The organism is Streptomyces sp. TP-A0874 (assembly GCF_001748085.1).
GTDB lineage: Bacteria > Actinomycetota > Actinomycetes > Streptomycetales > Streptomycetaceae > Streptomyces.
Map to the genome: position 1 here is coordinate 754,121 of NZ_BBZK01000003.1, position 23,433 is coordinate 777,553.

20 protein-coding genes are annotated in these 23,433 nt (G+C 71.1%); 16 read left to right on the forward strand and 4 right to left on the reverse strand.

Annotation, left to right across the window (positions count from 1 at the left end; translation table 11 throughout):
• The first annotated feature begins 13 nt into the window (after window positions 1–13).
• From BGP73_RS03060 to BGP73_RS21745, 12 genes are all read left to right on the forward strand, one after another.
• Window positions 14–1,435, forward strand: a complete 1,422-nt coding sequence (locus BGP73_RS03060; protein WP_069811813.1) for a UDP-N-acetylmuramoyl-tripeptide--D-alanyl-D-alanine ligase — start codon at window positions 14–16, stop codon at window positions 1,433–1,435.
• The gene (mraY, locus tag BGP73_RS03065; protein ID WP_069811814.1) at window positions 1,432–2,496 is read left to right on the forward strand and encodes a phospho-N-acetylmuramoyl-pentapeptide-transferase; all 1,065 of its coding nucleotides are present in this window, start codon (window positions 1,432–1,434) and stop codon (window positions 2,494–2,496) included. The genes BGP73_RS03060 and mraY overlap by 4 nt, the downstream gene beginning before the upstream one ends.
• Window positions 2,478–3,908 (forward strand): UDP-N-acetylmuramoyl-L-alanine--D-glutamate ligase, encoded by a 1,431-nt coding sequence (gene murD / locus BGP73_RS03070; RefSeq protein ID WP_244501058.1) that lies wholly within the window; start codon window positions 2,478–2,480, stop codon window positions 3,906–3,908. The genes mraY and murD overlap by 19 nt, the downstream gene beginning before the upstream one ends.
• Before the next feature lie 105 nt (window positions 3,909–4,013).
• A complete protein-coding gene (ftsW, locus tag BGP73_RS03075; protein WP_069811816.1) occupies window positions 4,014–5,372 on the forward strand; it encodes a putative lipid II flippase FtsW in 1,359 nt (452 codons plus the stop codon).
• Between the two features lie 6 nt (window positions 5,373–5,378).
• Window positions 5,379–6,473: an undecaprenyldiphospho-muramoylpentapeptide beta-N-acetylglucosaminyltransferase gene (gene murG / locus BGP73_RS03080; RefSeq protein WP_069811817.1), complete on the forward strand. Its 1,095-nt coding sequence runs from the start codon at window positions 5,379–5,381 to the stop codon at window positions 6,471–6,473.
• Between the two features lie 46 nt (window positions 6,474–6,519).
• Window positions 6,520–7,338: a cell division protein FtsQ/DivIB gene (locus tag BGP73_RS03085; protein ID WP_069811818.1), complete on the forward strand. Its 819-nt coding sequence runs from the start codon at window positions 6,520–6,522 to the stop codon at window positions 7,336–7,338.
• Window positions 7,339–7,567: 229 nt separating this feature from the next.
• The gene (gene ftsZ / locus BGP73_RS03090) at window positions 7,568–8,785 is read left to right on the forward strand and encodes a cell division protein FtsZ (protein WP_069811819.1); all 1,218 of its coding nucleotides are present in this window, start codon (window positions 7,568–7,570) and stop codon (window positions 8,783–8,785) included.
• 16 nt (window positions 8,786–8,801) lie between these two features.
• Window positions 8,802–9,533 (forward strand): peptidoglycan editing factor PgeF, encoded by a 732-nt coding sequence (pgeF, locus tag BGP73_RS03095; protein ID WP_069811820.1) that lies wholly within the window; start codon window positions 8,802–8,804, stop codon window positions 9,531–9,533.
• A 4-nt stretch (window positions 9,534–9,537) separates the two neighbouring features.
• Window positions 9,538–10,257, forward strand: coding sequence for a YggS family pyridoxal phosphate-dependent enzyme (locus BGP73_RS03100; RefSeq protein WP_069811821.1), 720 nt, complete (start codon window positions 9,538–9,540; stop codon window positions 10,255–10,257).
• Window positions 10,258–10,381: 124 nt separating this feature from the next.
• Window positions 10,382–10,990 (forward strand): cell division protein SepF, encoded by a 609-nt coding sequence (locus BGP73_RS03105; protein ID WP_069811822.1) that lies wholly within the window; start codon window positions 10,382–10,384, stop codon window positions 10,988–10,990.
• 79 nt (window positions 10,991–11,069) lie between these two features.
• Complete coding sequence (locus tag BGP73_RS03110; protein WP_069811823.1) at window positions 11,070–11,354, forward strand: YggT family protein; 285 nt, start codon at window positions 11,070–11,072, stop codon at window positions 11,352–11,354.
• A 47-nt stretch (window positions 11,355–11,401) separates the two neighbouring features.
• Window positions 11,402–12,532: a DivIVA domain-containing protein gene (locus tag BGP73_RS21745; protein ID WP_079127150.1), complete on the forward strand. Its 1,131-nt coding sequence runs from the start codon at window positions 11,402–11,404 to the stop codon at window positions 12,530–12,532.
• Between the two features lie 352 nt (window positions 12,533–12,884).
• Here the strand turns inward: BGP73_RS21745 and ileS are convergent, their stop codons facing one another.
• Window positions 12,885–16,073, reverse strand: a complete 3,189-nt coding sequence (gene ileS, locus BGP73_RS03125; protein WP_069811824.1) for an isoleucine--tRNA ligase — start codon at window positions 16,071–16,073, stop codon at window positions 12,885–12,887.
• A gap of 440 nt (window positions 16,074–16,513) precedes the next feature.
• Between ileS and BGP73_RS03130 the strand changes: the two genes are divergently transcribed.
• From BGP73_RS03130 to BGP73_RS03140, 3 genes are all read left to right on the forward strand, one after another.
• Window positions 16,514–17,044 (forward strand): TraR/DksA family transcriptional regulator, encoded by a 531-nt coding sequence (locus BGP73_RS03130; RefSeq protein WP_306303444.1) that lies wholly within the window; start codon window positions 16,514–16,516, stop codon window positions 17,042–17,044.
• A gap of 169 nt (window positions 17,045–17,213) precedes the next feature.
• Window positions 17,214–17,804, forward strand: a complete 591-nt coding sequence (gene lspA, locus BGP73_RS03135) for a signal peptidase II (protein WP_069811825.1) — start codon at window positions 17,214–17,216, stop codon at window positions 17,802–17,804.
• 45 nt (window positions 17,805–17,849) lie between these two features.
• Entirely contained in the window at window positions 17,850–18,791 is a 942-nt protein-coding gene (locus BGP73_RS03140; RefSeq protein ID WP_069811826.1) for an RluA family pseudouridine synthase, read from the forward strand.
• Between the two features lie 54 nt (window positions 18,792–18,845).
• On the opposite strand, the gene BGP73_RS03145 is transcribed toward BGP73_RS03140, so the two are convergent.
• On the reverse strand, window positions 18,846–20,000 hold the full coding sequence (locus BGP73_RS03145; RefSeq protein ID WP_079127152.1) for a mechanosensitive ion channel family protein: 1,155 nt from the start codon (window positions 19,998–20,000) through the stop codon (window positions 18,846–18,848).
• 62 nt (window positions 20,001–20,062) lie between these two features.
• Here BGP73_RS03145 and BGP73_RS03150 point away from each other — a divergent pair, with 62 nt between their 5' ends.
• Window positions 20,063–20,683, forward strand: coding sequence for a dienelactone hydrolase family protein (locus BGP73_RS03150; protein WP_069811827.1), 621 nt, complete (start codon window positions 20,063–20,065; stop codon window positions 20,681–20,683).
• A gap of 22 nt (window positions 20,684–20,705) precedes the next feature.
• On the opposite strand, the gene BGP73_RS03155 is transcribed toward BGP73_RS03150, so the two are convergent.
• Window positions 20,706–22,346: an alkaline phosphatase D family protein gene (locus tag BGP73_RS03155; protein ID WP_069811828.1), complete on the reverse strand. Its 1,641-nt coding sequence runs from the start codon at window positions 22,344–22,346 to the stop codon at window positions 20,706–20,708.
• A gap of 105 nt (window positions 22,347–22,451) precedes the next feature.
• Window positions 22,452–23,324 (reverse strand): thioredoxin domain-containing protein, encoded by an 873-nt coding sequence (locus BGP73_RS03160; protein WP_069811829.1) that lies wholly within the window; start codon window positions 23,322–23,324, stop codon window positions 22,452–22,454.
• Window positions 23,325–23,433: the final 109 nt, after the last annotated feature.

Consider the following 23,433-nt stretch of genomic DNA (forward strand, 5'->3'; position numbering starts at 1 on the left):
GGGGTGAGCCCCGGTGATCCCGCTCTCCCTCGGCGAGGTGGCCGAGATCGTCTCCGGCCGGCTGCACGAAGTCCCGGAGCCCGACCGCCAGGTCACCGGACCGGTCGTGATCGACTCCCGTGAGGTACGGCCCGGCGGCCTCTTCGCCGCCTTCGCCGGAGAGCGCGTGGACGGCCACGACTTCGCCCGGGGCGCCGTCGACGCCGGCGCGGTGGCGGTGCTCGCCACCCGGCCGGTCGGTGTCCCGGCGGTGCTCGTCGACGATGTGACCGCGGCCCTGGGGGCGTTGGCCGGAGCCGTCGTCGAACGCCTCGGCACCACCGTCGTCGCCCTCACCGGCTCGGCCGGCAAGACCAGCACCAAGGACCTGATGGCCCAGCTGCTGCAGCGGGTCGGACCGACGGTCTGGACGCCCGGCTCGCTCAACAACGAGATCGGTCTGCCGGTCACCGCCCTCAGCGCCGGCCCCGGCACCCGGCACCTGGTGCTGGAGATGGGAGCCCGCGGCAAGGGCCACATCCGGTACCTCACCGGGCTGACGCCACCGCGGATTGGTGTGGTGCTCAACGTCGGCAGCGCGCACATCGGCGAGTTCGGGGGACGGGCGCAGATCGCCGAGGCCAAGGGCGAACTGGTGGAAGCGCTGCCTCCGGCGGCTGAGGGCGGGGTCGCGGTGCTCAACGCCGACGACCCGCTGGTGCGCGCGATGTCCACCCGCACCCGGGCCCGTACCGTTCTCTTCGGCGAGGCCGAGGACGCCGACGTGCGGGCCGAGGACGTCCGGCTCAACGACCGCGGGCAGCCTGCCTTCACGCTTCACACACCCACCGGGTGCAGTGGCGTGACGCTGCGGCTGTACGGTGAGCACCACGTGTCGAACGCGCTCGCCGCGGCCGCCGTCGCCCACGAGTCGGGCATGCCCGTGGACGGGATCGCCACCGCGCTCTCCGAAGCGGACTCACTCTCCCGTTGGCGGATGGAGGTCACCGAGCGCTCGGACGGCGTGACCGTCGTCAACGACGCCTACAACGCCAATCCCGAGTCCATGCGGGCGGCGCTCCGCGCGCTGGTGTCCATGGGCAGGGGGCGGCGTACGTGGGCGGTGCTCGGCGAGATGGCCGAGCTCGGTGAGGAGTCGCTCGCCGAGCACGACGCGGTCGGACGGCTGGCCGTCCGACTCAACGTCAGCAAGCTCGTGACGGTCGGCGGCCGGGAGGCCGGCTGGCTCGACATGGGCGCCAAGAACGAGGGTTCGTGGGGTGAGGAGTCGGTGCACGTGTCCGACGCGGATGCGGCGGTCGAGCTGTTGCGCAGGGAGTTGCGCCGGGGAGACGTCGTGCTGGTGAAGGCGTCAAGGTCGGTCGGCCTGGAACGGGTCGCGCAGGAGCTGCTCGCTCCGGCGGCCGCGGGTGAGGGAGAGGTCGCCGGTCGATGAGGCAGATCCTCTTCTCCGGAGTCATCGGACTCTTCCTGTCCCTGATGGGAACCCCCCTGCTGATCAAGCTGCTGGCCAAGAAGGGGTACGGCCAGTACATCCGGGACGACGGCCCGCGCGGCCACCAGGGCAAGCGCGGCACCCCGACCATGGGTGGCATCGCCTTCATCCTGGCCACGCTCATCGCCTACGCCCTGACCAAGGTCCTGACTTCGAGTCAACCGACGTTCTCGGGCATCCTGGTGCTGTTCCTGACGGCCGGGATGGGACTGGTCGGCTTCCTCGACGACTACATCAAGATCGTCAAGCAGCGGAGCCTCGGCCTGCGGGCCAAGGCGAAGATGGCCGGTCAGCTCATCGTGGGTGTGGCCTTCGCGGTGCTGTCGCTGAACTTCGCCGACCAGCGCGGCCAGACCCCGGCCTCGGACCGGCTCTCCTTCACCCAGGACTTCGGCTGGTCGCTCGGCCCGGTGATCTTCGTCATCTGGGCGCTGTTCATGATCCTCGCCATGTCGAACGGGGTGAACCTCACCGACGGTCTCGACGGACTGGCCACCGGAGCCTCCGTCATGGTCTTCGGCGCCTACACCTTCATCGGGGTCTGGCAGCACCAGGAGTCCTGCGCCGACCCGCTCACCTCGGGACCGGGCTGCTACGAGGTCCGAGATCCGCTCGATCTGGCCGTGGTCGCCTCCGCGCTGATGGGCGCCTGCTTCGGCTTCCTGTGGTGGAACACCTCGCCCGCCAAGATCTTCATGGGGGACACCGGCTCGCTGGCGCTCGGCGGCGCCCTGGCCGGACTCGCCATCTGCTCCCGCACCGAGTTCCTGCTTGCGCTCCTCGGGGGCCTCTTCGTCCTCATCACGATGTCGGTCGTGATCCAGGTCGGCTCCTTCCGGCTGACCGGGAAACGAGTCTTCCGGATGGCCCCACTACAACACCACTTCGAGCTCAAGGGCTGGACGGAAGTGCTGGTGGTGGTCAGATTCTGGATCATCCAGGGCATGTGCGTCATCGTGGGCCTCGGAGTCTTCTACGCCGCGTGGGTGGCGTCCAAGTGAAGTGGGACGGCAGCCGGGTCACCGTCGCCGGCCTCGGGGTGAGCGGTGCGAGCGCCGCCCGCGCCCTGGCCGGCCTCGGCGCCCGGGTCACCGTGGTGGACGGCGGCAGGGGGGAGCGGCAGCGTGCCTCCGCCGCCGAGCTGGAGGCGGACGGCGTCGCCGTCCGCCTCGGCGACGGCACGACCCTGCCCGACGCCACCGAACTCGTGGTCACCTCTCCCGGCTGGCAGCCGGAGAGCCCGCTGTTCACCGCCGCCGCCGAGGTCGGCGTCGAGGTGATCGGCGACGTCGAGCTCGCCTGGCGGCTGCGCGGTCCCGGGGCGGCGCCCTGGCTCGCGGTCACCGGCACCAACGGGAAGACCACCACGGTCCAGATGCTCGCGGAGATCCTCCGGGCCGAGGGGCTGCGGGCCGCCGCTGTCGGCAACGTGGGCACCCCGGTCCTGGACGCGGTGCTCGCAGAGGAGCCGTACGACGTACTGGCCGTGGAGCTCTCCAGCTACCAGCTGCACTGGGCGCCCAGCTTGCGGCCGCACTCCGCGGCCGTGCTCAACCTCGCCCCGGACCACCTCGACTGGCACGGCTCGATGGCGGCGTACGCCGCCGACAAGGGCCGCATCTACCAGGGCAACACGATCGCCTGCGTCTACAACGCCGCCGACCCGGCCACCGAGGAGTTGGTGCGCGCCGCCGACGTGGAGGAGGGGTGCCGGGCCGTCGGCTTCACCCTCGGAGCCCCCGGCCCCTCCCAACTCGGGGTGGTCGACGGACTCCTGGTGGACCGCGCCTTCGTTCCGGACCGCTGGCGGAGCGCCCAGGAGCTGGCCGGGGCCGACGACGTCTCCCCGCCGGCCCCGCACAACATCGCCAACGCCCTGGCGGCGGCCGCGCTGGCGAGGGCCTACGGGGTCGGCCCGGCGGCGGTCCGGGACGGGCTACGCGCCTTCCAGCCCGACGCGCACCGGATCGCCCGTGTCGCCGATGTCGGGGGGGTCTCCTACGTCGACGACTCCAAGGCCACCAACACGCACGCCACCGAGGCCTCGCTGGCCTCCTTCGACTCGATCGTGTGGATCGCGGGCGGGCTGGCCAAGGGCGCCACCTTCGACGGGCTGGTCGGCGGGGCGGCGCAGCGGTTGCGCGGCGTGGTACTGATCGGAGCCGACCGGGCGCTGATCCACGAGTCGCTCAGCCGACACGCCCCCGAGGTGCCGGTGGTGGACCTGGACCGGACCGACACTGGGGCGATGGCCGCGGCGGTCCGGGAGGCGAGGGCGCTGGCCCGCCCCGGCGACACCGTGCTGCTCGCCCCCGCCTGCGCCTCGATGGACATGTTCGCCAACTACGTCCGGCGCGGCGAGGCGTTCGCGGAGGCCGTGCGCGCGCTCGAGGACGGCGGGGCGGAGGAGTAGCCGAAGGGTTCCCGTGCCGCCGCCTTGGGGGCGGCGGCACCCCCAGGATTCGCCCGGTCGACGACCGGAGTGGGGAGTGGCCGGAGTGTGGAGTGGGGAGCGGAGATGACGGCCCGGACCGAGAGACCGGCGGCACCCCGGCCCGGCCGCCGCCCCGGGACCGCCCGTGCGGTACCCCGGGCACCGCGCCCGCGGCCCAGGGGGCTCGCCCAACGGATCCGGAAGCTCCGCAACCGGTTGCTACGGGCCTGGGACCGGCCGCTGACGGCCTACTACCTCATCCTCGGGAGCAGTCTGCTGCTCGCCGTGCTCGGCCTGGTGATGGTCTTCTCCGCCTCCCAGATCGAGGCGCTCCGCTCCGGTCTGCCGTCCACGTACTTCGCCCGCAAGCAGTCCTTCGCCGCGGCCATCGGAGCCGGCCTGCTGCTGCTGGCCGCCCGCATGCCGGTGAACAGGCAGCGGACCCTGGCCTATCCGCTCCTGGTGGGTTCCGCCGTGCTGATGGCTCTGGTCCAGGTACCGGGGCTGGGTATGACCATCAAGGGCAACCGGAACTGGTTGCAGCTCGGTGGCCCCTTCCAGCTCCAGCCCAGCGAGTTCGCCAAGCTGGCGCTGGTGCTGTGGGCCGCCGACCTCCTCGCGCGCAAACACGAGAAGAAGCTCCTGAACCACTGGAAGCACCTGCTGGTTCCGCTCGTCCCGGCGACCTTCGGGTTGCTCGGGCTGATCATGCTCGGCGGTGACCTGGGTACCGCGGTCATCCTCGCCGTGATCCTCTTCGGACTGCTGTGGCTGGCGGGAGCCCCGACCCGGCTGTTCAGCACCGTGCTCGGCGGCGCCACCCTGATCGGGGCGCTGCTGATCTGGACGAGCGAGAACCGGATGTCCCGGCTGGCGTGCCTGGGCGCCACCGAACCGGGCGAGAACGACCAGTGCTGGCAGGCGGTGCACGGAATCTACGCCCTTGCCAACGGTGGCTGGTTCGGCTCCGGCCTGGGGGCAGGAGTGGAGAAATGGGGCGAACTCCCGGAACCTCACACCGACTTCATCTTCGCCGTGACCGGGGAGGAACTCGGTCTGGCGGGGACGCTGTCGGTGCTCGTCCTCTTCACGGCTCTAGGCTATGCGGGTATCCGCGTGGCCGGACGCACGGAGGACCCGTTCGTGAGGTATGCCGCGGGAGGCGTGACCACCTGGATCTCGGCCCAGGCCGTGATCAACATCGGGGCGGTGCTCGGTCTGCTGCCGATCGCCGGTGTCCCGCTGCCGCTGTTCTCCTACGGAGGGTCCGCGCTGCTGCCGACCATGTTCGCCGTCGGACTGCTGATCGCTTACGCGCGTCAGGAGCCCGCCGCCCGGGCGGCGTTGGCCATGCGGCAGCCGGTGCTGCGAAGAAGGCTGGCCGGAGTCAGATCGAAGACGATGAGACGGCGCATGGAGAAGCGACCGTCCGGAGAGCGGTGAATTTCGGTGCATGTTGTTCTCGCCGGTGGGGGGACCGCCGGCCACATCGAGCCCGCGCTCGCCCTCGCGGACGCCCTGCGACGGAAGGACCCGGCCGTGGGGATCACGGCGCTGGGCACCGAGCGCGGACTCGAGACCCGGCTGGTGCCGGAGCGCGGCTACGAACTGGCGCTGATCCCGGCGGTACCGCTGCCGCGCAAGCCGACACCGGAGCTGATCACCGTGCCCGGCCGGCTGCGCGGCACCATCAAGGCGGCCGAGCAGGTGCTGGAACGCACCAAGGCTGACTGCGTGGTCGGCTTCGGTGGCTACGTCGCGCTCCCGGGCTACCTCGCGGCCAAACGGCTGGGGGTGCCGATCGTCATCCACGAGGCCAACGCCCGGCCCGGACTCGCCAACAAGATCGGTTCCCGCTACGCGGCGGGCGTCGCGGTGAGCACCCCCGACAGCAAGCTCCGCGGTGCGCGTTACGTCGGGATCCCGCTGCGCCGGACCATCGCCACGCTCGACCGTGCGGCGGCCCGCCCGGAGGCGCGCGCCGCCTTCGGACTCGCCCCGGACCTGCCGACGCTGCTGGTCTCCGGCGGCTCCCAGGGGGCGCGGCGGCTGAACGAGGTGATCCAGTCGGTGGCGCCGGCGCTGCAGGCCTCCGGGGTGCAGCTCCTGCACGCCGTGGGCCCGAAGAACGAACTGCCGGTCGCCGACAACGCCCCGGGGCGGCCCCCGTACGTCCCCGTGCCGTACGTGGACCGGATGGACCTGGCCTACGCCGCCGCGGACATGATGCTCTGTCGGGCGGGTGCGATGACCGTCGCCGAGCTCTCCGCGGTCGGACTGCCCGCGGCGTACGTCCCGCTGCCGATCGGCAACGGCGAGCAGCGGCTCAACGCCCAGCCGGTGGTCAAGGCCGGCGGCGGGCTGCTGGTCGACGACGCCGAACTGACCCCCGACTGGGTGCGCGGCGAGGTGCTCCCGGTCCTCACCGACCCGGCCCGACTGCGGGAGATGTCCCGGGCGGCGGCCGAGTTCGGCCGACGGGACGCCGACGAGTTGCTGGTCAGGATGGTCTACGACGCGGTGGCGGCGCGCCCCGCCGGCTGACCGGCGGGGCTGGCGGGCGGCATCGGCGAGCGAGGAGGCGAGCGGCTTGGCCGGACCGAGGCCTAACCGGCGCGGTGCGAGCGGGAGTCCGCGGTCCGGCTCCCTCGCCCCGGAGCGGCCGAACGCGGCGGGCGGGGAGGCCGGTGCCCGCCGTCCGCCCCGCCTCGACCGGCGGCGGGTCGTCTGGGGGGCGCTGGCCATCGCCCTGCTGTGCGCCTGCTCGGTCTGGCTGCTGTACGGCTCCCAGTGGCTCCGGGTGGAGCGGCTGGAGGTCCGCGGCGCCGACGTCCTGACGGAGAGTGAGCTCCGGACGGTGGCCGCCGTCCCGGAGCGCGCTCCGATGATCTCGGTGGACACCGCTGCGGTGGCCGAACGCCTGCGCGGACGGCTGCCGCGGATCGACACCGTCGAGGTCGTGCGCTCCTGGCCGCACACCGTCCGGCTGGAGGTGGCCGAACGGCAGGCGGAAGCGGTCGTGGCGGAGGACGGGAAGTTCGTCGAAGTGGACGACGGCGGGGTGCGGTTCGGCACCCTGGAGAAGGCCCCCGGGGGGGTGCCGCTGCTGGAGGTCGACGCGGCGCGCTCGCCGAGCCTGCGGCGCTTCGGCGAGCGGCGACTGGAACGCGAGGCGGTGCAGGTCGTGGCGGGGATGCCGGCCGCCCTGCACCGGCGTATCCAGGTGATCCGGGTCCGTTCGTACGACTACATCACCTTCGAGTTGACTAGTGGTCAGCTCGTGGAGTGGGGGAGCGGGGAGCGCGGGGCGCGGAAGGCCGAGACGCTGCTGGCCCTGCTGAAGAGCGAACCGGACGCCGAGCGCTTCGACGTGCGAGCCCCTTCGGCGCCCGCGGTCTTGACGGGCTGACAGCCCGGGTGGCCCCCGGCTTGACCGGTGCACTGCGTGATCACATAGGGTGAAAAGAAAAACGGGAGGTTCGGCGTGTTCATTGAACACGCAGCGCTTATCGACTTAGTGTCTCGTACGAGAGTCCCAGGACAGAGGCACTGGTAACCCTGAAGTTCAGGTTTAGGGTTCGGGTCGGGGTGCGAACCGACCCACAGGCATACGTAACTCGAGGCGAGAGGCCTTCGACGTGGCAGCACCGCAGAACTACCTCGCAGTCATCAAGGTCGTCGGCATCGGCGGCGGTGGCGTCAACGCCATCAACCGGATGATCGAGGTCGGTCTCAAGGGCGTCGAGTTCATCGCGATCAACACCGATGCGCAGGCCCTGCTGATGAGCGACGCCGATGTCAAGCTCGATGTCGGCCGCGAACTGACGCGCGGACTCGGCGCCGGGGCGGACCCGGACGTCGGCCGCAAGGCGTCCGAGGACCACCGCGAGGAGATCGAGGAGGTCCTCAAGGGGGCCGACATGGTCTTCGTCACCGCAGGAGAGGGCGGCGGGACCGGAACCGGCGGGGCGCCGGTCGTCGCCAACATCGCCCGGTCGCTGGGCGCGCTGACCATCGGTGTGGTCACCCGGCCCTTCACCTTCGAGGGGCGCCGCAGGGCGAACCAGGCCGAGGACGGCATCGCCGAGCTGCGGGAGGAGGTCGACACCCTCATCGTGATCCCGAACGACCGGTTGCTGTCGATCTCCGACCGTCAGGTGAGCGTGCTCGACGCGTTCAAGTCGGCCGACCAGGTGCTGCTCTCCGGTGTCCAGGGGATCACCGATCTGATCACCACCCCCGGGCTGATCAACCTCGACTTCGCGGACGTCAAGTCGGTGATGTCGGAGGCGGGTTCCGCGCTGATGGGGATCGGATCGGCGCGGGGCGACGACCGGGCCGTGGCCGCCGCCGAGATGGCGATCTCCTCCCCGCTGCTGGAGGCCTCCATCGACGGCGCCCGCGGAGTGCTGCTCTCCATCTCCGGTGGATCGGACCTCGGTCTCTTCGAGATCAACGAGGCGGCCCAGCTGGTGAGCGAGGCCGCCCACCCGGAGGCGAACATCATCTTCGGCGCCGTCATCGACGACGCCCTCGGCGACGAGGTCCGGGTCACCGTCATCGCGGCCGGCTTCGACGGCGGACAGCCGCCCTCGCGCCGCGAGGGCAGGGACAAGGTGCTCGGCTCCTACGGCGGCCGGGAGGAGCAGTCGGCCGTGGGCCGCGCCGCCGACCAGGCCGAGGAGATCCGGCCGTCCTTCGAGGGCCTCGGGAGTGTCACCGCCCGTGAAGAGGAGTCGGCGGACATGGGTCCGGCCGACGTGCTGCCGCCGCCCGTCACGCCGCAGGTCCCGCCGGCCCGTCCGTACTCGGACAGCCAGGCCGAGGAACTCGACGTGCCGGACTTCCTGAAGTAGTCCCGGCGGCAACCGCGTGATAGGGCAGCAGCACCACGCCGACGGCGCTAACTTCGCCTTCACCGACCGGTGGGGTGGAGTGAGCGCCGTTCCCTATGAGCAGCTCAACCTCGGCGGAGCGGTCGGCGACCGGCCGGAGGCGGTGCACACCAACCGCGAACTCGCCGCCGCGGAACTCGGTCTCGACCCGCGGCGGGTCGTCTGGATGAACCAGGTGCACGGCCGGGAGGCGCTGGTGGTCGAGCGGCCCTGGCACGAGGACGCCGTACCGCCGGCGGACGCGGTGGTGACCGGCCGAACCGGCCTGGCGCTCGCGGTGCTGACCGCCGACTGCGTACCCCTGCTGCTCGCGGACCCGGTGGCCGGGGTCGTCGGCGCCGCCCACGCCGGGCGCCCCGGGCTCGTCGCCGGCGTCGTCCCCGCGGTGCTGGCGGCCATGCGCGAGCTGGGCGCCGAGCCCACCCGGATCCGGGCGCGCACCGGACCCGCGGTCTGCGGGCGGTGCTACGAAGTCCCCGCCGAGATGCGCCGGGACGTGGCGTCCACCGTGCCCGAGAGCTGGGCGGTGACCTCCTGGGGCACCCCGGCGGTGGACGTCGTGGCCGGGGTGGGCGCACAACTTTCCGGGTTGGGCGTGCGGGACGTCGAGCACTCCGAGGTCTGCACCAGGGAGTCCACGGACCATTTCTCGTACCGGCGGGACCGCGAAACGGGGCGGCTCGCGAGCTATGTCTGGTTGGACGGTTGACGAAGTGACGGACCGCAGGAGTGAACTGGCAGCCAATCTGGACTCGGTGGAGCGGCGGATCTCCGCCGCCTGCGCCGCGGCCGGCCGGAAGAGGGGGGAGGTGACCCTGGTCGTGGTCACCAAGACCTACCCGGCGAGCGATGTCCGGGTTCTCTCCGAACTCGGCGTGCGGCACGTGGCCGAGAACCGCGATCAGGAAGCGGCTCCGAAAGCTGCGGAATGCGCCGATCTTCCGCTTTCCTGGCATTTCGTCGGTCAATTGCAGACCAACAAAGTTCGTTCCGTGGTGGGTTACGCGGATGTCGTGCAGTCAGTCGATCGGTTGAAGCTCGTCCGGACGCTCTCCTCCGCGGCTCTCCGGGCCGAGCGGGAACTGGGCTGTCTGCTCCAGGTCGCCCTGGACGCCGAGCATGGCGGCCCGGCCCGTCGCGGCGGCGCCGCCCCCGAGCAACTTCCGGGCCTCGCGGAGGCGGTGGCCTCGGCCGAAGGGCTCCGGCTGGACGGGGTGATGACGGTCGCTCCGCTCGTCGGGCCCTACGCGGGACGGGAGTCGGCCGCGTTCGAGCGGTTGATGGAAATCTCCGCGACGCTGCGGTCCGACCATCCTGCTGCAACCATGGTATCGGCGGGCATGAGCGCGGACCTCGAGGAGGCGATCGCGGCGGGGGCGACACATGTACGCGTCGGCACCGCGGTACTCGGACTCCGACCTCAGCTCCGGTAACGTCCAAAACAAAGTCGGACCACAGCAGAAAATATGGTCATTTCCGCCAACATACGGACAGGCCGAGTGGATCCAAGGCACCCGGTGATGGAGTCGATCCACCACAGAGCGGAGGGCGCAGAGAATGGCCGGCGTGATGCGCAAGATGGCGGTCTACCTCGGAATGATGGAGGACGATGGGTATGACGGTCGGGGCTTCGACCCCGACGACGAGTTCGAGCCCGAGCCGGAGCCCGAACGGGCCCGTCGATCCCACCAACCCCACCCGGATCGGGCGGAATCGGATGAATCGGCGAGAGGTGTCCAGCCGCCCGCGCCGCGTGAACCCGTCGTGGCCGCGGCGGAAAGTGGACGACCGGCGCGAATCGCCCCCGTGGCATCCATCACATCCGAACGCCACAACCTGGAGAAGAGCGGGCCGGTGATCATGCCGAAGGTCGTGTCCGAGCGGGAGCCGTACCGCATCACCACACTGCACCCCCGAACGTACAACGAAGCCCGTACTATCGGGGAACACTTCCGTGAGGGCACTCCGGTGATCATGAATCTGACGGAGATGGACGACACCGACGCGAAGCGACTTGTCGACTTCGCGGCCGGTCTCGTCTTCGGCCTGCATGGCAGTATCGAGCGGGTGACGCAGAAGGTGTTCCTGTTGTCGCCTGCTAACGTCGACGTGACGGCGGAGGACAAGGCCCGTATCGCAGAGGGCGGGTTCTTCAACCAAAGCTGAGACGCGACACTCGGCCGACAGCGGTCGATCGCGGCCGGGAGGCCGCGAACACGAGAGCAAGGGGAGAGGGAAGCGCGAGATGGGCATCGCACTCGAGGTGATCTACATCGCGCTGATGTGCTTCCTCATCGTACTGATTTTCCGGCTGGTCATGGACTACGTCTTCCTGTTCGCCCGCTCGTGGCGACCAGGGAAGGCCATGGTGGTCCTCCTGGAGGCGACCTACACGGTCACCGATCCGCCACTCAAGCTTCTGCGGCGGTTCATCCCGCCGCTGCGTCTCGGGGGCGTGGCGCTCGACCTGTCCTTCTTCGTACTGATGATCATCGTCTACATCCTGATCTCCGTCGTGAGGCAGCTGTGAACGATACGGTCTTGCCGATATGCCGACGACTACGTTGAGGTGAAGAGATGCCGTTGACCCCCGAGGACGTTCGGAACAAACAGTTCACGACTGTCCGCCTCCGAGAGGGCTATGACGAGGATGAGGTCGATGCCTTCCTCGATGAGGTCGAAGCCGAGCTGACCCGGCTGCTGCGCGAGAACGAGGACCTTCGGGCCAAACTCGCCGCTGCGACGCGCGCTGCCGCGCAGAGCCAACAGCAGCAGCAGAACATGCGGAAGCAGCAGGAGCAGCAGGAGCGTCCCGGAGGGCCGGTGCCCGCCGCCATATCGGGACCGCAGCCGGTGCCTCCTCAGCAGCAGATGGGCCCACCCCAACTGCCAGGAGGAGCACCCCAGCTGCCTGCCGGCCCCGGTGGACACGGTCCGCAGGGGCAGCACGGTCCCGGCCCCATGCAGGGACAGCACGGGCCCGGCCCGATGCAGGGACAGGGCGGTCCGATGGGCGGCCCCATGGGCGGGCCCGGTGGTCCGCACATGCAGCAGCACGGTGACGGCGGTGCGGCCCGGGTGCTCTCGCTCGCCCAGCAGACCGCCGACCAGGCGATCCAGGAGGCCCGTTCCGAGGCCAACAAGATCGTGGGCGAGGCGCGCAGCCGCGCTGAGGGGCTGGAGCGCGACGCCCGGGCGAAGGCCGACGCCCTGGAGCGGGACGCCCAGGAGAAGCACCGCGTCGCGATGGGCTCCCTGGAGTCCGCCCGCGCCACGCTGGAGCGGAAGGTCGAGGACCTGCGCGGCTTCGAGCGGGAGTACCGCACCCGCCTGAAGTCCTACCTGGAGAGCCAGCTGCGCCAGTTGGAGAACCAGGCCGACGACTCGCTCGCCCCGCCGCGGACCCCGGCCACCGCCTCGCTGCCGCCGTCGCCGTCGATGGCCTCGAGCGGTGCCGGGACCATGGGCGGCGGTCACACCATGGGCGGAAGCCAGCCCGGTATGGGCGGTGGACCGTCGATGGGCGGCCACGGCGGCAGCCACAGCGGCCAGCAGGGCGGCGGCGGTGCACCGTCCTACGGCGGCCAGCAGCAGATGTCCCCGGCGATGACCCAACCGATGGCCCCCGTGAGGCCGCAGGGTCAGCAGCCCATGCAGCAGGCGCCCTCGCCGATGCGGGGCTTCCTGATCGACGAGGACGACAACTAGGCGCCGGCGCGCCCGAGGCGCGCATGGACCGTCGGCATGTCAGAGGCCGGGCCCCGGAGTTTCCGGGGCCCGGCCTCGTGTGTGCGTCCCTGCTGCCCGCCGGAGAGGAGAGTGCTCGCCGCGCCGGCCGAAGGACCGAGCACCCGAGGACGGGGGGCACTTCCCACCGGCCGGTCGAGGCCGCTCCCCCAACGGCCGGCGTCGGCCGCGTCGCAGCCGGAGCGCGGTCACCGGTCCCCGCTGAGGGGCCCGGCGAGTGAGTTGGGCACCGGTGTCCGGTTTGACGGCGCCCAGACCTCCAGGTCGCCTCGCGGCACACCGGCCGGAGGATGCTCCCCGGCCGGGGAGGGGGTCACGCCTCGACTCTGCGCAACCGGAAGGTGAGGCCGAGCGGTTCGTCGGCGAACGGCTCACCGAAGGAGGCGTCCGCATCGCCCTCGGCGAAGTCCGTGGCGAGCACCTCGTCCGAGATCAGCGCCTGGTGCTCGGCCAGCGCGGTGGACGTCTCCTCGGAACTCGCGAGCCAGCGCAGTGCGATGCGGTCGGCGACGTCCAGCCCGCTGTTCTTACGGGCCTCCTGGATCAACCGGATGGCGTCCCTGGCCAGGCCCGCCCGGCGCAGCTCGGGGGTGATCTCCAAGTCCAGGGCGACGGTGGCGCCCGCCTCCGAGGCCACCGACCAGCCCTCCCGCGGAGTCTCGGTGATGATCACCTCCTCAGGCGAGAGGGAGACCTCCTCACCGTCGACCGACACCGTGGCGGTGCCCTCCCGCAGTGCCCGGGAGAGTGCGGCGGCGTCCGCCTCGGCCACCGCCCTGGCGACCGCCTGGGTGCCCTTGCCGAAACGCTTGCCCAGGGCCCGGAAGTTCGCCTTCGCCGAGGTGTCCACCAGCGAGGCGTCCGGGGACTCGCCAGCCGAGCCGCCGGAGAGCGCGGCGAGCGCCGTGACGTTCAACTCCTCGGCGATCTGGGCGCGGAGCTCGGCGGAGAGCTCCTCGAAGCCGGGAGCGGCGATCAGCGCGCGGGAGAGCGGCTGCCGGGTCTTCACCCCCGACTCCGCCCGGGTGGCCCGGCCGAGTTCGACCAGCCGGCGCACCAGGAGCATCTGCCGGGAGAGCGCGGGGTCGACGAGCGAGGAGTCCGCGGTCGGCCAGGAGGCGAGGTGGACGGAGTCCGGGGCGCCGGGGGTCACCGGTACGACGAGGTCCTGCCACACCCGCTCGGTGATGAACGGGACGACGGGGGCGAGGAGCCTGGTCACCGTCTCCAGGGTGTCGTGCAGGGTGCGCAGCGCGGCGGCGTCGCCCTGCCAGAAGCGCCTGCGGGAGCGGCGCACGTACCAGTTGGACAGATCGTCGACGAACGCGGACAGCATCCGGCCGGCCCGCTGGGTGTCGTAGCCGTCCAGCGCCTCGGTGACCTCGGTGACCAGGGTGTTGAGTTCGCTCAGCAGCCAGCGGTCCACCACCGGGCGGTCGGCGGGGGCCGGGTCGGCCGCGGAGGGGGACCAGCCCGAGGTGCGGGCGTACAGAGCCTGGAAGGCGACGGTGTTCCAGTAGGTGAGCAGGGTCTTGCGGACCACTTCCTGGATGGTGCCGTGACCGACCCGGCGAGCGGCCCAGGGCGAGCCGCCGGCCGCCATGAACCAGCGGACGGCGTCCGCCCCGTGGCGCTCCATGAGCGGCACCGGTTCCAGGGTGTTGCCGAGGTGCTTCGACATCTTCCGGCCGTCCTCGGCCAGGATGTGCCCCAGGCAGACGACGTTCTCGTAGCTGGACCGGTCGAAGACGAGGGTGCCCACCGCCATCAGCGTGTAGAACCAGCCGCGGGTCTGGTCGATGGCCTCGCAGATGAACTGCGCCGGGTAGCGCTTCTCGAAGAGCTCCTTGTTGCGGTACGGGTAGCCCCACTGCGCGAAGGGCATCGACCCCGAGTCGTACCAGGCGTCGATGACCTCGGGCACCCGGACCGCGCGCTCCGCGCAGTCGTCGAACGGGCAGGGGAAGGTGACCTCGTCGATGTAGGGGCGGTGCGGGTCGAGCCCGGTCTGGTCGGTGCCAGTGAGGGCGGACAGCTCGGTGAGCGAGCCGACGCAGGTGAGGTGGTCCTCGGCGCAGCGCCAGATGGGCAGCGGGGTGCCCCAGTAGCGGTTCCGGGAGAGCGCCCAGTCGATGTTGTTGTCCAGCCAGTCGCCGTAGCGGCCGTGCTTGATGGAGTCCGGGAACCAGTTGGTGTTCTCGTTCTCCCGGAGCAGCGCGTCCTTGATCGCCGTGGTGCGGATGTACCAGGAGGGCTGGGCGTAGTACAGCAGCGCGGTGTGGCAGCGCCAGCAGTGCGGGTAGCTGTGCTCGTACGGCAGGTGACGGAAGAGCAGCCCGCGGGTCGAGAGGTCCGTGACCAGCGCCTCGTCGGCCTTCTTGAAGAACTCGCCGCCCACCAACGGCAGCTGCTCCTCGAAGGTGCCGTCGGTACGCACCGGGTTGACGACCGGCAGCCCGTAGGCACGGCACACCTTGAGGTCGTCCTCACCGAAGGCGGGGGACTGGTGGACCAGTCCGGTGCCGTCCTCGGTGGTCACGTAGTCGGCGTTGACGACGAAGTGCGCACCGCTGCCCTCGCCGTCCGCTCCCTCGGGGGCCGGGAAGTCCACCAGGGAGAACGGGCGCTGGTAGGACCAGCGCTCCATCTCGCCTCCGGTGAAGGACTCGCCGGTGGGCTGCCAGCCTTCGCCCAGCGCCTGCTCCAGCAGCGGTTCGGCGACCACCAGCTTCTCCGAGCCGTCCGTCGCCACGACGTAGCGGACCTCGGGGTGGGCGGCGACGGCGGTGTTGGAGACCAGTGTCCAGGGGGTCGTCGTCCAGACCAGCAGCGCGGCCTCGCCGGCCAGCGGCCCCGACAGGAGCGGGAAACGCACGTAGACCGAGGGGTCGACGACCGTCTCGTACCCCTGGGCCAGCTCGTGGTCGGAGAGGCCGGTGCCGCAGCGGGGGCACCAGGGCGCCACCCGGTGGTCCTGGACCAGCAGGCCCTTGTCGAAGATCTCCTTCAGCGACCACCAGACCGACTCGATGTACTCCGGGTCCATGGTCCGGTAGGCGTCGTCCAGATCGACCCAGTAACCCATCCGGGTGGTGAGTTCGCTGAAGGCGTCGGTGTGCCGGGTCACCGACTCCCGGCACTTCGCGTTGAACTCGGCGATTCCGAAGGCCTCGATGTCCCGCTTGCCGTTGAAGCCCAGTTCCTTCTCGACGGCCAGTTCCACCGGGAGGCCGTGGCAGTCCCAGCCCGCCTTGCGGGCCACGTGGTAGCCGCGCATGGTCCGGAAACGGGGGAAGACGTCCTTGAAGACCCGGGCCTCGATGTGGTGCGCCCCCGGCATGCCGTTGGCGGTCGGCGGGCCCTCGTAGAACACCCACTCGGGGCGCCCCTCGGACTGCTCGAGGGTGCGCTCGAAGACCTTGTTCTCCCGCCAGAAGTCGAGTACGGCGTGCTCGAGGGCGGGCAGGTCTACCTGGGCGGGCACCTGGCGGTACTGGGACATCGGATCTTCCTCCGGCGGACATGAGCTTCTCCGTCGGAGGGACGAGAGCCTCGCTCCCGCGGTACCACCCTCCTTGGCCGCCGGGCGGACAGAACCACCCGAGGCCCCCTCACTTGGGGTCGCGCTGCCGGTTCTACTCGCTCCGGGGAGCTTTCTTCCGACGACTCCGGGGTGATCTTCGTGCCGCGCGGGCCCCCGGGCTTCCACCGTCCCCGGGTCGCTCAAGGCCGCGTGACGGCGCTACTCGTCCCCATCAACGCCTCTCGCGCCACCCAGTGTACGGGGCGTGCGGGGAGCGGCGACCTCTTTGGTGGCGCTTCCCGGACGGGAAGGGCGGCGTGCCCCGTTGCCGCGGGAGGGAAGTCGATTTATCGTCCCAGAACGTTTAGCGGAATATCGCAGTTTACCGGCCCAATTGCTGTTGCGCTGGTGAGCGCCTGGTGCGGAAGACGGGAGCCAAGTCGTTGGTCACGAAGAAGACTCCTGGTGCGGGAATCCCCGGCGGCGTGGACGAACAGGTGCCGGCCGGGCCGCTGCGCGACGCGGTGCCCCAGGCCGGATCCCTGCCCTCCGTCTCGGCTGAGCTGCCGGTGCGTGCCGACGAGGAACCCTGGGCCGCCGAGGAGGTGGCCGCGGCCCGGGCGCTGCTCCGGGGCGAGGTGGAGCGGCTGCGGGCTGAGATCAGCGCCTCCGGAGAGGCGCTGGCGGGACTGATGCGCGACTCCGGGGACGGAGCCGGCGACGACCAGGCTGACAGCGGTGCCAAGAACATCACCCGGGAGCACGAGATGGCGCTGACCGCCAACGCCCGGGAGATGCTGGAGCAGAACGAACGCGCCCTGCTCTGGCTGGACGCCGGCACCTACGGCCGCTGCGAGTCCTGTGCCGGCCCGATCGGCAAGGCCCGGATGCAGGCGTTCCCCCGGGCCACCCTGTGTGTGGACTGCAAGCAGCGGCAGGAGCGCCGGTAACGGATCGGCCGCCGGCGGTCCGCCGACCGGGGAGCGGCGGGCCGCCGTGCCGTACCCTCGTCCCCAGAGCTCCGCGCGGCGGGGCCGCCCTGACCAGGGACGGTCCCGTCCGGTGGAGCCCCCGGCCGGGTGGGGCCCGGCCGGGGTGCGGACGAGCTGAGGGACTCACGTGGCAGAGGCGGAGCGGATCATCGGTACTCCAGGTTTTGAGGGGGCGGAGCCGGAGCCGGCCGAGGAGCGCGAGGAGGCGGCGGCCGACTCGGGTGCCGCCAAAGGCGTGCGCCGGATCGGAGTGCTCGCCCTGGTCGCCGCGGTCGCCTACGCACTCGACCTGATCAGCAAGACCATCGTGGTGAACGTGCTGGAGCACCGCGCGGCGGTCCAGGTCGTCGGGGACCTGCTGACCTTCGAGGTGATCCGCAACGCCGGCGCGGCCTTCGGCATGGGCGAGGCGCTGACCATCGTCTTCACCATCATCGCGGCCACGGTGATCGTGGTGATCGCGAGGATCGCCCGCAAGCTGTACAGCGTGCCGTGGGCCATCGCGCTGGGGATGCTGCTGGGCGGGGCGCTCGGCAACCTCACGGACCGGATCTTCCGCGCGCCCGGGGTGCTGGAGGGCGCGGTGGTCGACTTCATCGCCCCCAAGGGCTTCGCCGTCTTCAACCTCGCCGACTCGGCCATCGTCTGCGGCGGCATCCTGATCGTGATCCTCTCCTTCCGCGGGCTCGACCCGGACGGCACCGTCCACCGGGACTGACCGGCCGCAGGGCCCGCCCGGCCCGCCGTCCGGCATACTCGACGCGTGAGCACGCTTCCCGAGATCCGCACCCTGCCCGTACCCGAAGGTCTGGAGGGCGAGCGCGTCGACGCCGCGCTGGCCCGGATGTTCGGTTTCTCCCGGACGAAGGCGGCGGAGTTGGCCGCCTCCGGAAAGGTCCAGGTCAACGGTGCTGTCGCCGGGAAGTCCGACCGGGTGATGGGCGGCGCCTGGCTGGAGGTCGAGCTGCCGCGGCCCGCCACCCCGGTGCGGATCGTGGCGGAGCCCGTCGAGGGCATGGAGATCGTCCACGACGACGACGACATCGTGGTGATCGTCAAGCCGGTCGGGGTGGCGGCGCACCCGAGCCCCGGATGGAGCGGTACGACGGTCATCGGCGGGCTCGCCGCGGCCGGCTACCGGATCTCCACCTCCGGGGCGGCCGAGCGGCAGGGCATCGTCCACCGGCTGGACGTCGGCACCTCGGGGCTGATGGTGGTGGCGAAATCCGAGCGGGCCTACACCCTGCTCAAGCAGCAGTTCCGGGAGCGGGTGGTCGACAAGGGCTACCACGCGCTGGTCCAGGGCCACCCGGACCCGTTGAGCGGCACCATCGACGCGCCGATCGGCCGGCACCCCAACCACGACTACAAGTGGGCGGTGACCGCGGCCGGGAAGCCCAGCGTCACCCACTACGACCTCGTCGAGGCGTTCCGCTCCGCCAGCCTGCTCGACATCAGGCTGGAGACCGGCCGCACGCACCAGATCCGGGTGCACATGTCGGCCCACCGGCACCCCTGCGTGGGCGACCTCACCTACGGTGCGGACCCGACCCTGGCCGAGCGGCTGGGGCTCGGCCGGCAGTGGCTGCACGCCGTGCGGCTCGGCTTCGAGCACCCTTCGGACGGGCGCTGGGTGGAGTACCGGAGCGACTACCCGGAGGACCTCCAGCAGGCTCTGGACACGGTGCGGGCCGAGAGCGCCTGACCACCGGTCGCTCCCGCAGCCGCGGTGGCCCGGGAGCGACCGGCGCCGCGCGTCTCAGCCGGAGCCGTGACCGTGCTCGGCGCCCTGCTTGGTCAGCCCCCCGGGGTGTGCCAGAGCGTGTTCCGGTTCCTGCTCGCGCCTCCGGCGCTGGTCGGGGAGTGAGGCGTCGGACGGCTGCGGCAGCGCGGCCGGGGCGGTGGCGATATGGGGCAGCGCGTAGGGGTGTTCCTCGCGCAGCCAGAGGATCATCTGCTCCCGGACCTGGCAGCGGGCGGTCCAGACGGTTCCGCTGTCGGCGGCGGTCACCAGCGCCCGCACTTCGATGGTGCTGGGGGTGGTGTCGGTGACCAGGAGATTCCAGTCCCGCCCGTCCCAGGTGTCGAGGCTCCGCACGATCTCGCCGAGCTTCTCCCGCATCTTCTCGATCGGGGCCGAGTGGTCGAGCTGGAAGTAGACGGTGCCGGTCTTCTCGGCGCCTCCGCGCGACCAGTTCTCGAAGGGCTGGTTGGTGAAGTAGGAGACCGGCATGGTCCAGCGGCGCTCGTCCCAGGTCTTCACGGTGATGAAGGTGAGCGTTATCTCCTCCACGATGCCCCACTGGTCGTTGACGACGACCGTGTCCCCGATGCGCACCATGTCGCCGAAGGCGATCTGCAGACCGGCGAAGAGGTTGCCCAGGGCCGACTGCGCGGCGATGCCCGCGACGATGCCGATCAGTCCCGCGGAGGCGAGCATCGAGGTGCCGAAGGTCCGCATCGCCGGGAAGGTGAGGAGCATGGCGGCGATCGCGACCACGGCGACCACCCAGGTGACCACCCGCTGGATCAGCGTCACCTGGGTGCGTACCCGTCGCACCCGGGCCGGATCGCGCGTGCTGGCCGCATAACGGGAGTAGCTGGACTCCACGACCGCCGACACGATCCGGACCACCAGCCAGGCGGTGGCCCCGATCAGCGACAGACTGAGGAGTCTGGCCAGGTCCTGGGCGTACCCCTCGGCGACCCGCGCATGTGGGTAGCTGCCACGCAGCAGCGCGGCGCAGAGGGCCACCTGCATCGGCGGCAGAGCCCTCCGCAGCAGACCCCACAGCGGTGTCTCCGGATGTCTCACGTCGGCCCGGCGCAGACCGCGGTCGACGGCCCATCCGACCAGCAGGGTGATCGCGACCGCGCCCCCCACGACGATCACCGGGCGCAGTACGTCCTCCATGGCCACCTCTTCCTTCCTCTCCGATCCTGCCGCGGCGGTCTCCAGAGACGGTAACTGGCACGATGTGGAGACTGCTAACCAGCAACAGGGGAGTGACACCGGTGGTGGCTGCGTCGACGGTTGTTCTTTTTCACAGTGTCTACGGACTGCGACCGGCCGTGCACACCGCGGCCGAGCGGCTGCGGGACGCCGGGCACGAGGTGCTGGTGCCTGACCTGTACGAGGGGCGGACGGCCGACACGGCCACCGAGGGCATGGCCCTCAAGGAGGAGATCGGAACCGAGGAACTGCTGCGGCGGGCGGTCGCCGCGGTGGCGCCGTCGTCCGACCGGGGCCTGGTCTACGCCGGCTTCTCCCTCGGCGGGGCGATCGCGCAGAACCTGGCGCTCGCCGACGAGAAGGCCCGCGGTCTGCTCCTGCTCCACGGCACCTCGGACGTTCCGGACGGCGCGGTGGCCGAGGACCTGCCGGTGCAGCTGCACGTGGCCGATCCGGACCCGTTCGAGCCGCACGACTGGCTGAACGCCTGGTATCTGCGGATGCGCCGGGCGGGAGCGGACGTCGAGGTCTTCCGGTACCCGGGCGCCGGCCACCTCTACACCGACCCCGGGCTGGCCGACCACGACGAAGAGGCCGCCGAGGCCACCTGGCGGGTGGCGCTCGGCTTCCTCCAGCAGCTGTGACCGGGGTGCCGACCGACCCGGTTCAGCGCACCGGCCGGTCGGTCCGCTCCAACCGCTGGGTGCCGGAACGGGTGAGGTAGGACCGGGCCCACCGGGCGGTGGCGTCCGGGTCGTCCTTGGCGGAGACCGTGTAGTAGTCCATCTGGGCCCGCTCGGCGGACACGCTGAGCACGCCGTACCCGTGGGAGTCCATGTCGACCCACCGCACATGGCGGTTGGCGGCCCGCACCGCGGTCGTCGCGAGGAGTGAGACCGTCTGCGGCGGAACGCGCAGGATGTCGTCCAGGTTGTCCGAGGTGACGGATGTGACCACGAACTCGGTGGCCGCCGAGGGGGATCCGGGGTAGGTCGCGGCGGTCTGCGGTACGTCGTTCGCCCAGGCCATGTGGATGTCCCCGGCGAGGAAGACGGTGTTCTCGACGGACCGGTCACGCAGGTGGTCCAGGAGCTCCCGCCGGTCGGCGGTGTAGCCGTCCCACTGGTCGACGTTGACGGCCAGCCCGCCCGTGGGGAGGCCCAGCAACTCGCCCAGGGGTCCCAGCAGATGCGCGGGGACCGATCCGAAGGCGACCGGTGAGACCATCACCGAGGTGCCGACCAGCTTCCAGCCGGCCGCCGAGCCGGCCAGCCCCTCCTTCAGCCAGTCCAACTGGGCGCGCCCGGTGATCGTGCGGTTCGGATCGTCGACGTCCCCGCTGCCGATCGTCGACTGCCGGGAGCGGAAAGAACGCAGGTCGAGCAGGTGCAGTTCGGCCAACACCCCGAAGCGCAGCCGGCGGTACGTGGTGCCCTCGGTCGAGGTGCGGACCGGCATCCACTCGAAGTACGCCTGCTTGGCCGCCGCCACCCGGTCGGCCCACTCGCCCTCGGACTCGGGCGAGTGGTTCTCCGCACCGCCCGACCAGGTGTCGTTGGCGAACTCGTGGTCGTCCCACATCGCGATGACCGGGTGCGCGGCGTGCAGCGCCTGGAGGTCGGCGTCCGTCTTGTACGTGCCGTGACGGAGCCGGTAGTCGGCGAGGGTGGTGACCTCGTGCGCGGGGGAGTGCGGGCGCACCACGTACTTCTCCGCCGGGTACTCACCGGAACGGTACTCGTAGATGTAGTCGCCGAGATGGAGCACCGCGTCCAGGTCGGCGCGGGCGGCGAGATGGCGGTACGGGGAGAACCAGCCGGCCTCCCAGTTGGCGCAGGAGAGCACCCCGAAGCGGAGGTCGGCGACGGCCTCCTCCGGGGCCGGGGCGGTCCGGGTGCGGCCGACCGGGGAGGCGGCACCGGCTGCGCTGAAGCGGAAGAAGTAGTCCGTGGCCGGCCGCAGACCGCGGACATCGGCCTTGACGGTGTGGTCGGCGGACGGTCGGGCCGTCGTGGTGCCGCTCGCGACGACGCGTTCGAAGGCTCGGTCCTCGGCGACCTCCCACCCCACCTCGGTGTCCGCTCCCAGGCCGGAGCCGGGGAGCGCCTCGGGGACCGGGGTGACCCTGGTCCACAGGAGCACCCCGTCGGGGAGCGGGTCGCCCGAGGCGACGCCGTGCAGGAAGGCCGGGCCCGTCCGTGCGGCCGCGGCGGGGACGGCGGCGAGGGGAATCAGCGCGGCGGAGGCGGCGGCCGCCGCCTTGACGACGGTACGACGGCTGGTGTTCTCGGCGCGGAGATCGGTCACGGCCGATCAGAGTAGTGGGCGGGCGGGTGAACCCGCCGGCGAATCACGGAAGTTCGCCTGCGGGCCCACCCGCTGGCAACCCGACCGGCCCGAGCGGACCGGGGGTTACTTCTTGGCGTCCTGAGCCTTGCCCTTGTCGCTCAGCGCCTTCTTGACCGCGGCGTCGAACTGCTCGGGGCTCATCGGCGCGTTCTGACCGCCCTCGTCGGTCAGCTTGTCACCGTTCAGCTTGAGCGTCGGGGTGCCGGTGACGCTCTTGTCCTTGTCGAAGGCGGCGGACATCTCCAGCGCCCACTTGTCGAAGGTGCCGTTCTCCACGGCCTTCTCGAAGTCCTTGTTGCCCTTCAGCTCCTTGACCTGCTGGGCGATCTCGATCAGCTTGGCGTCCGAGGAGAAGGCGTCGTCGTTCTCCTCCGGGTGGTTCTCCGGTGAGAACAGCGCCTTCTTGTACTGCACGAAGGCGTCCGGGCTGACGTCCAGGGCGGCGCCCAACGCGCTCAGGGCGTTGTGGGAGCCGGAGCCCTTGATCTGGTCGATCTCGTCCAGGAAGGTCCCCATGGTGAACTTCACCTTGTAGGTGCCGTCGTCCATGCCCTTGGTGAGGTTCTCACCGACGTTCTGCTCGAAGGTCGCGCATATCGGGCAGCGCATGTCCTCGAAGACCTCGAGGGTGTTCTCCGCACCCTCCTCCCCGATGACGACGGTGGTCCCCTTGGCGCCCGAGGTGTTCGCCGGCTTGGCGAACTTCGTCTTCTTCGCCGCCGCCTTCCAGTCGGCGTTGCTGACCATGGTGTCGCTGCCGCTGTTCATCTTGGTGACGGCCACCCCGATACCGGCCGCGATCGCGAGGACGGCGACGACGGATCCGCCGACCAGCAGCTGACGGCGGACCTTGTCCCTCTTCGCCTGCCGCTCGCGCTCCGCCCGCAGCCGTTCCCGTGCGGCCCGCTTGGCGTCCTGGCTGTTGCGCTTGCTCATGGTGGTGTTCGCTCCGTAATCCCTGAAGGTCGTAGGGCGCCGGGCGTCCGGCCTGCGGACCCCGCGCTCCGGTCTGAAACGCTCGTCGGAAGGGGCGCCGCGCTCGCGG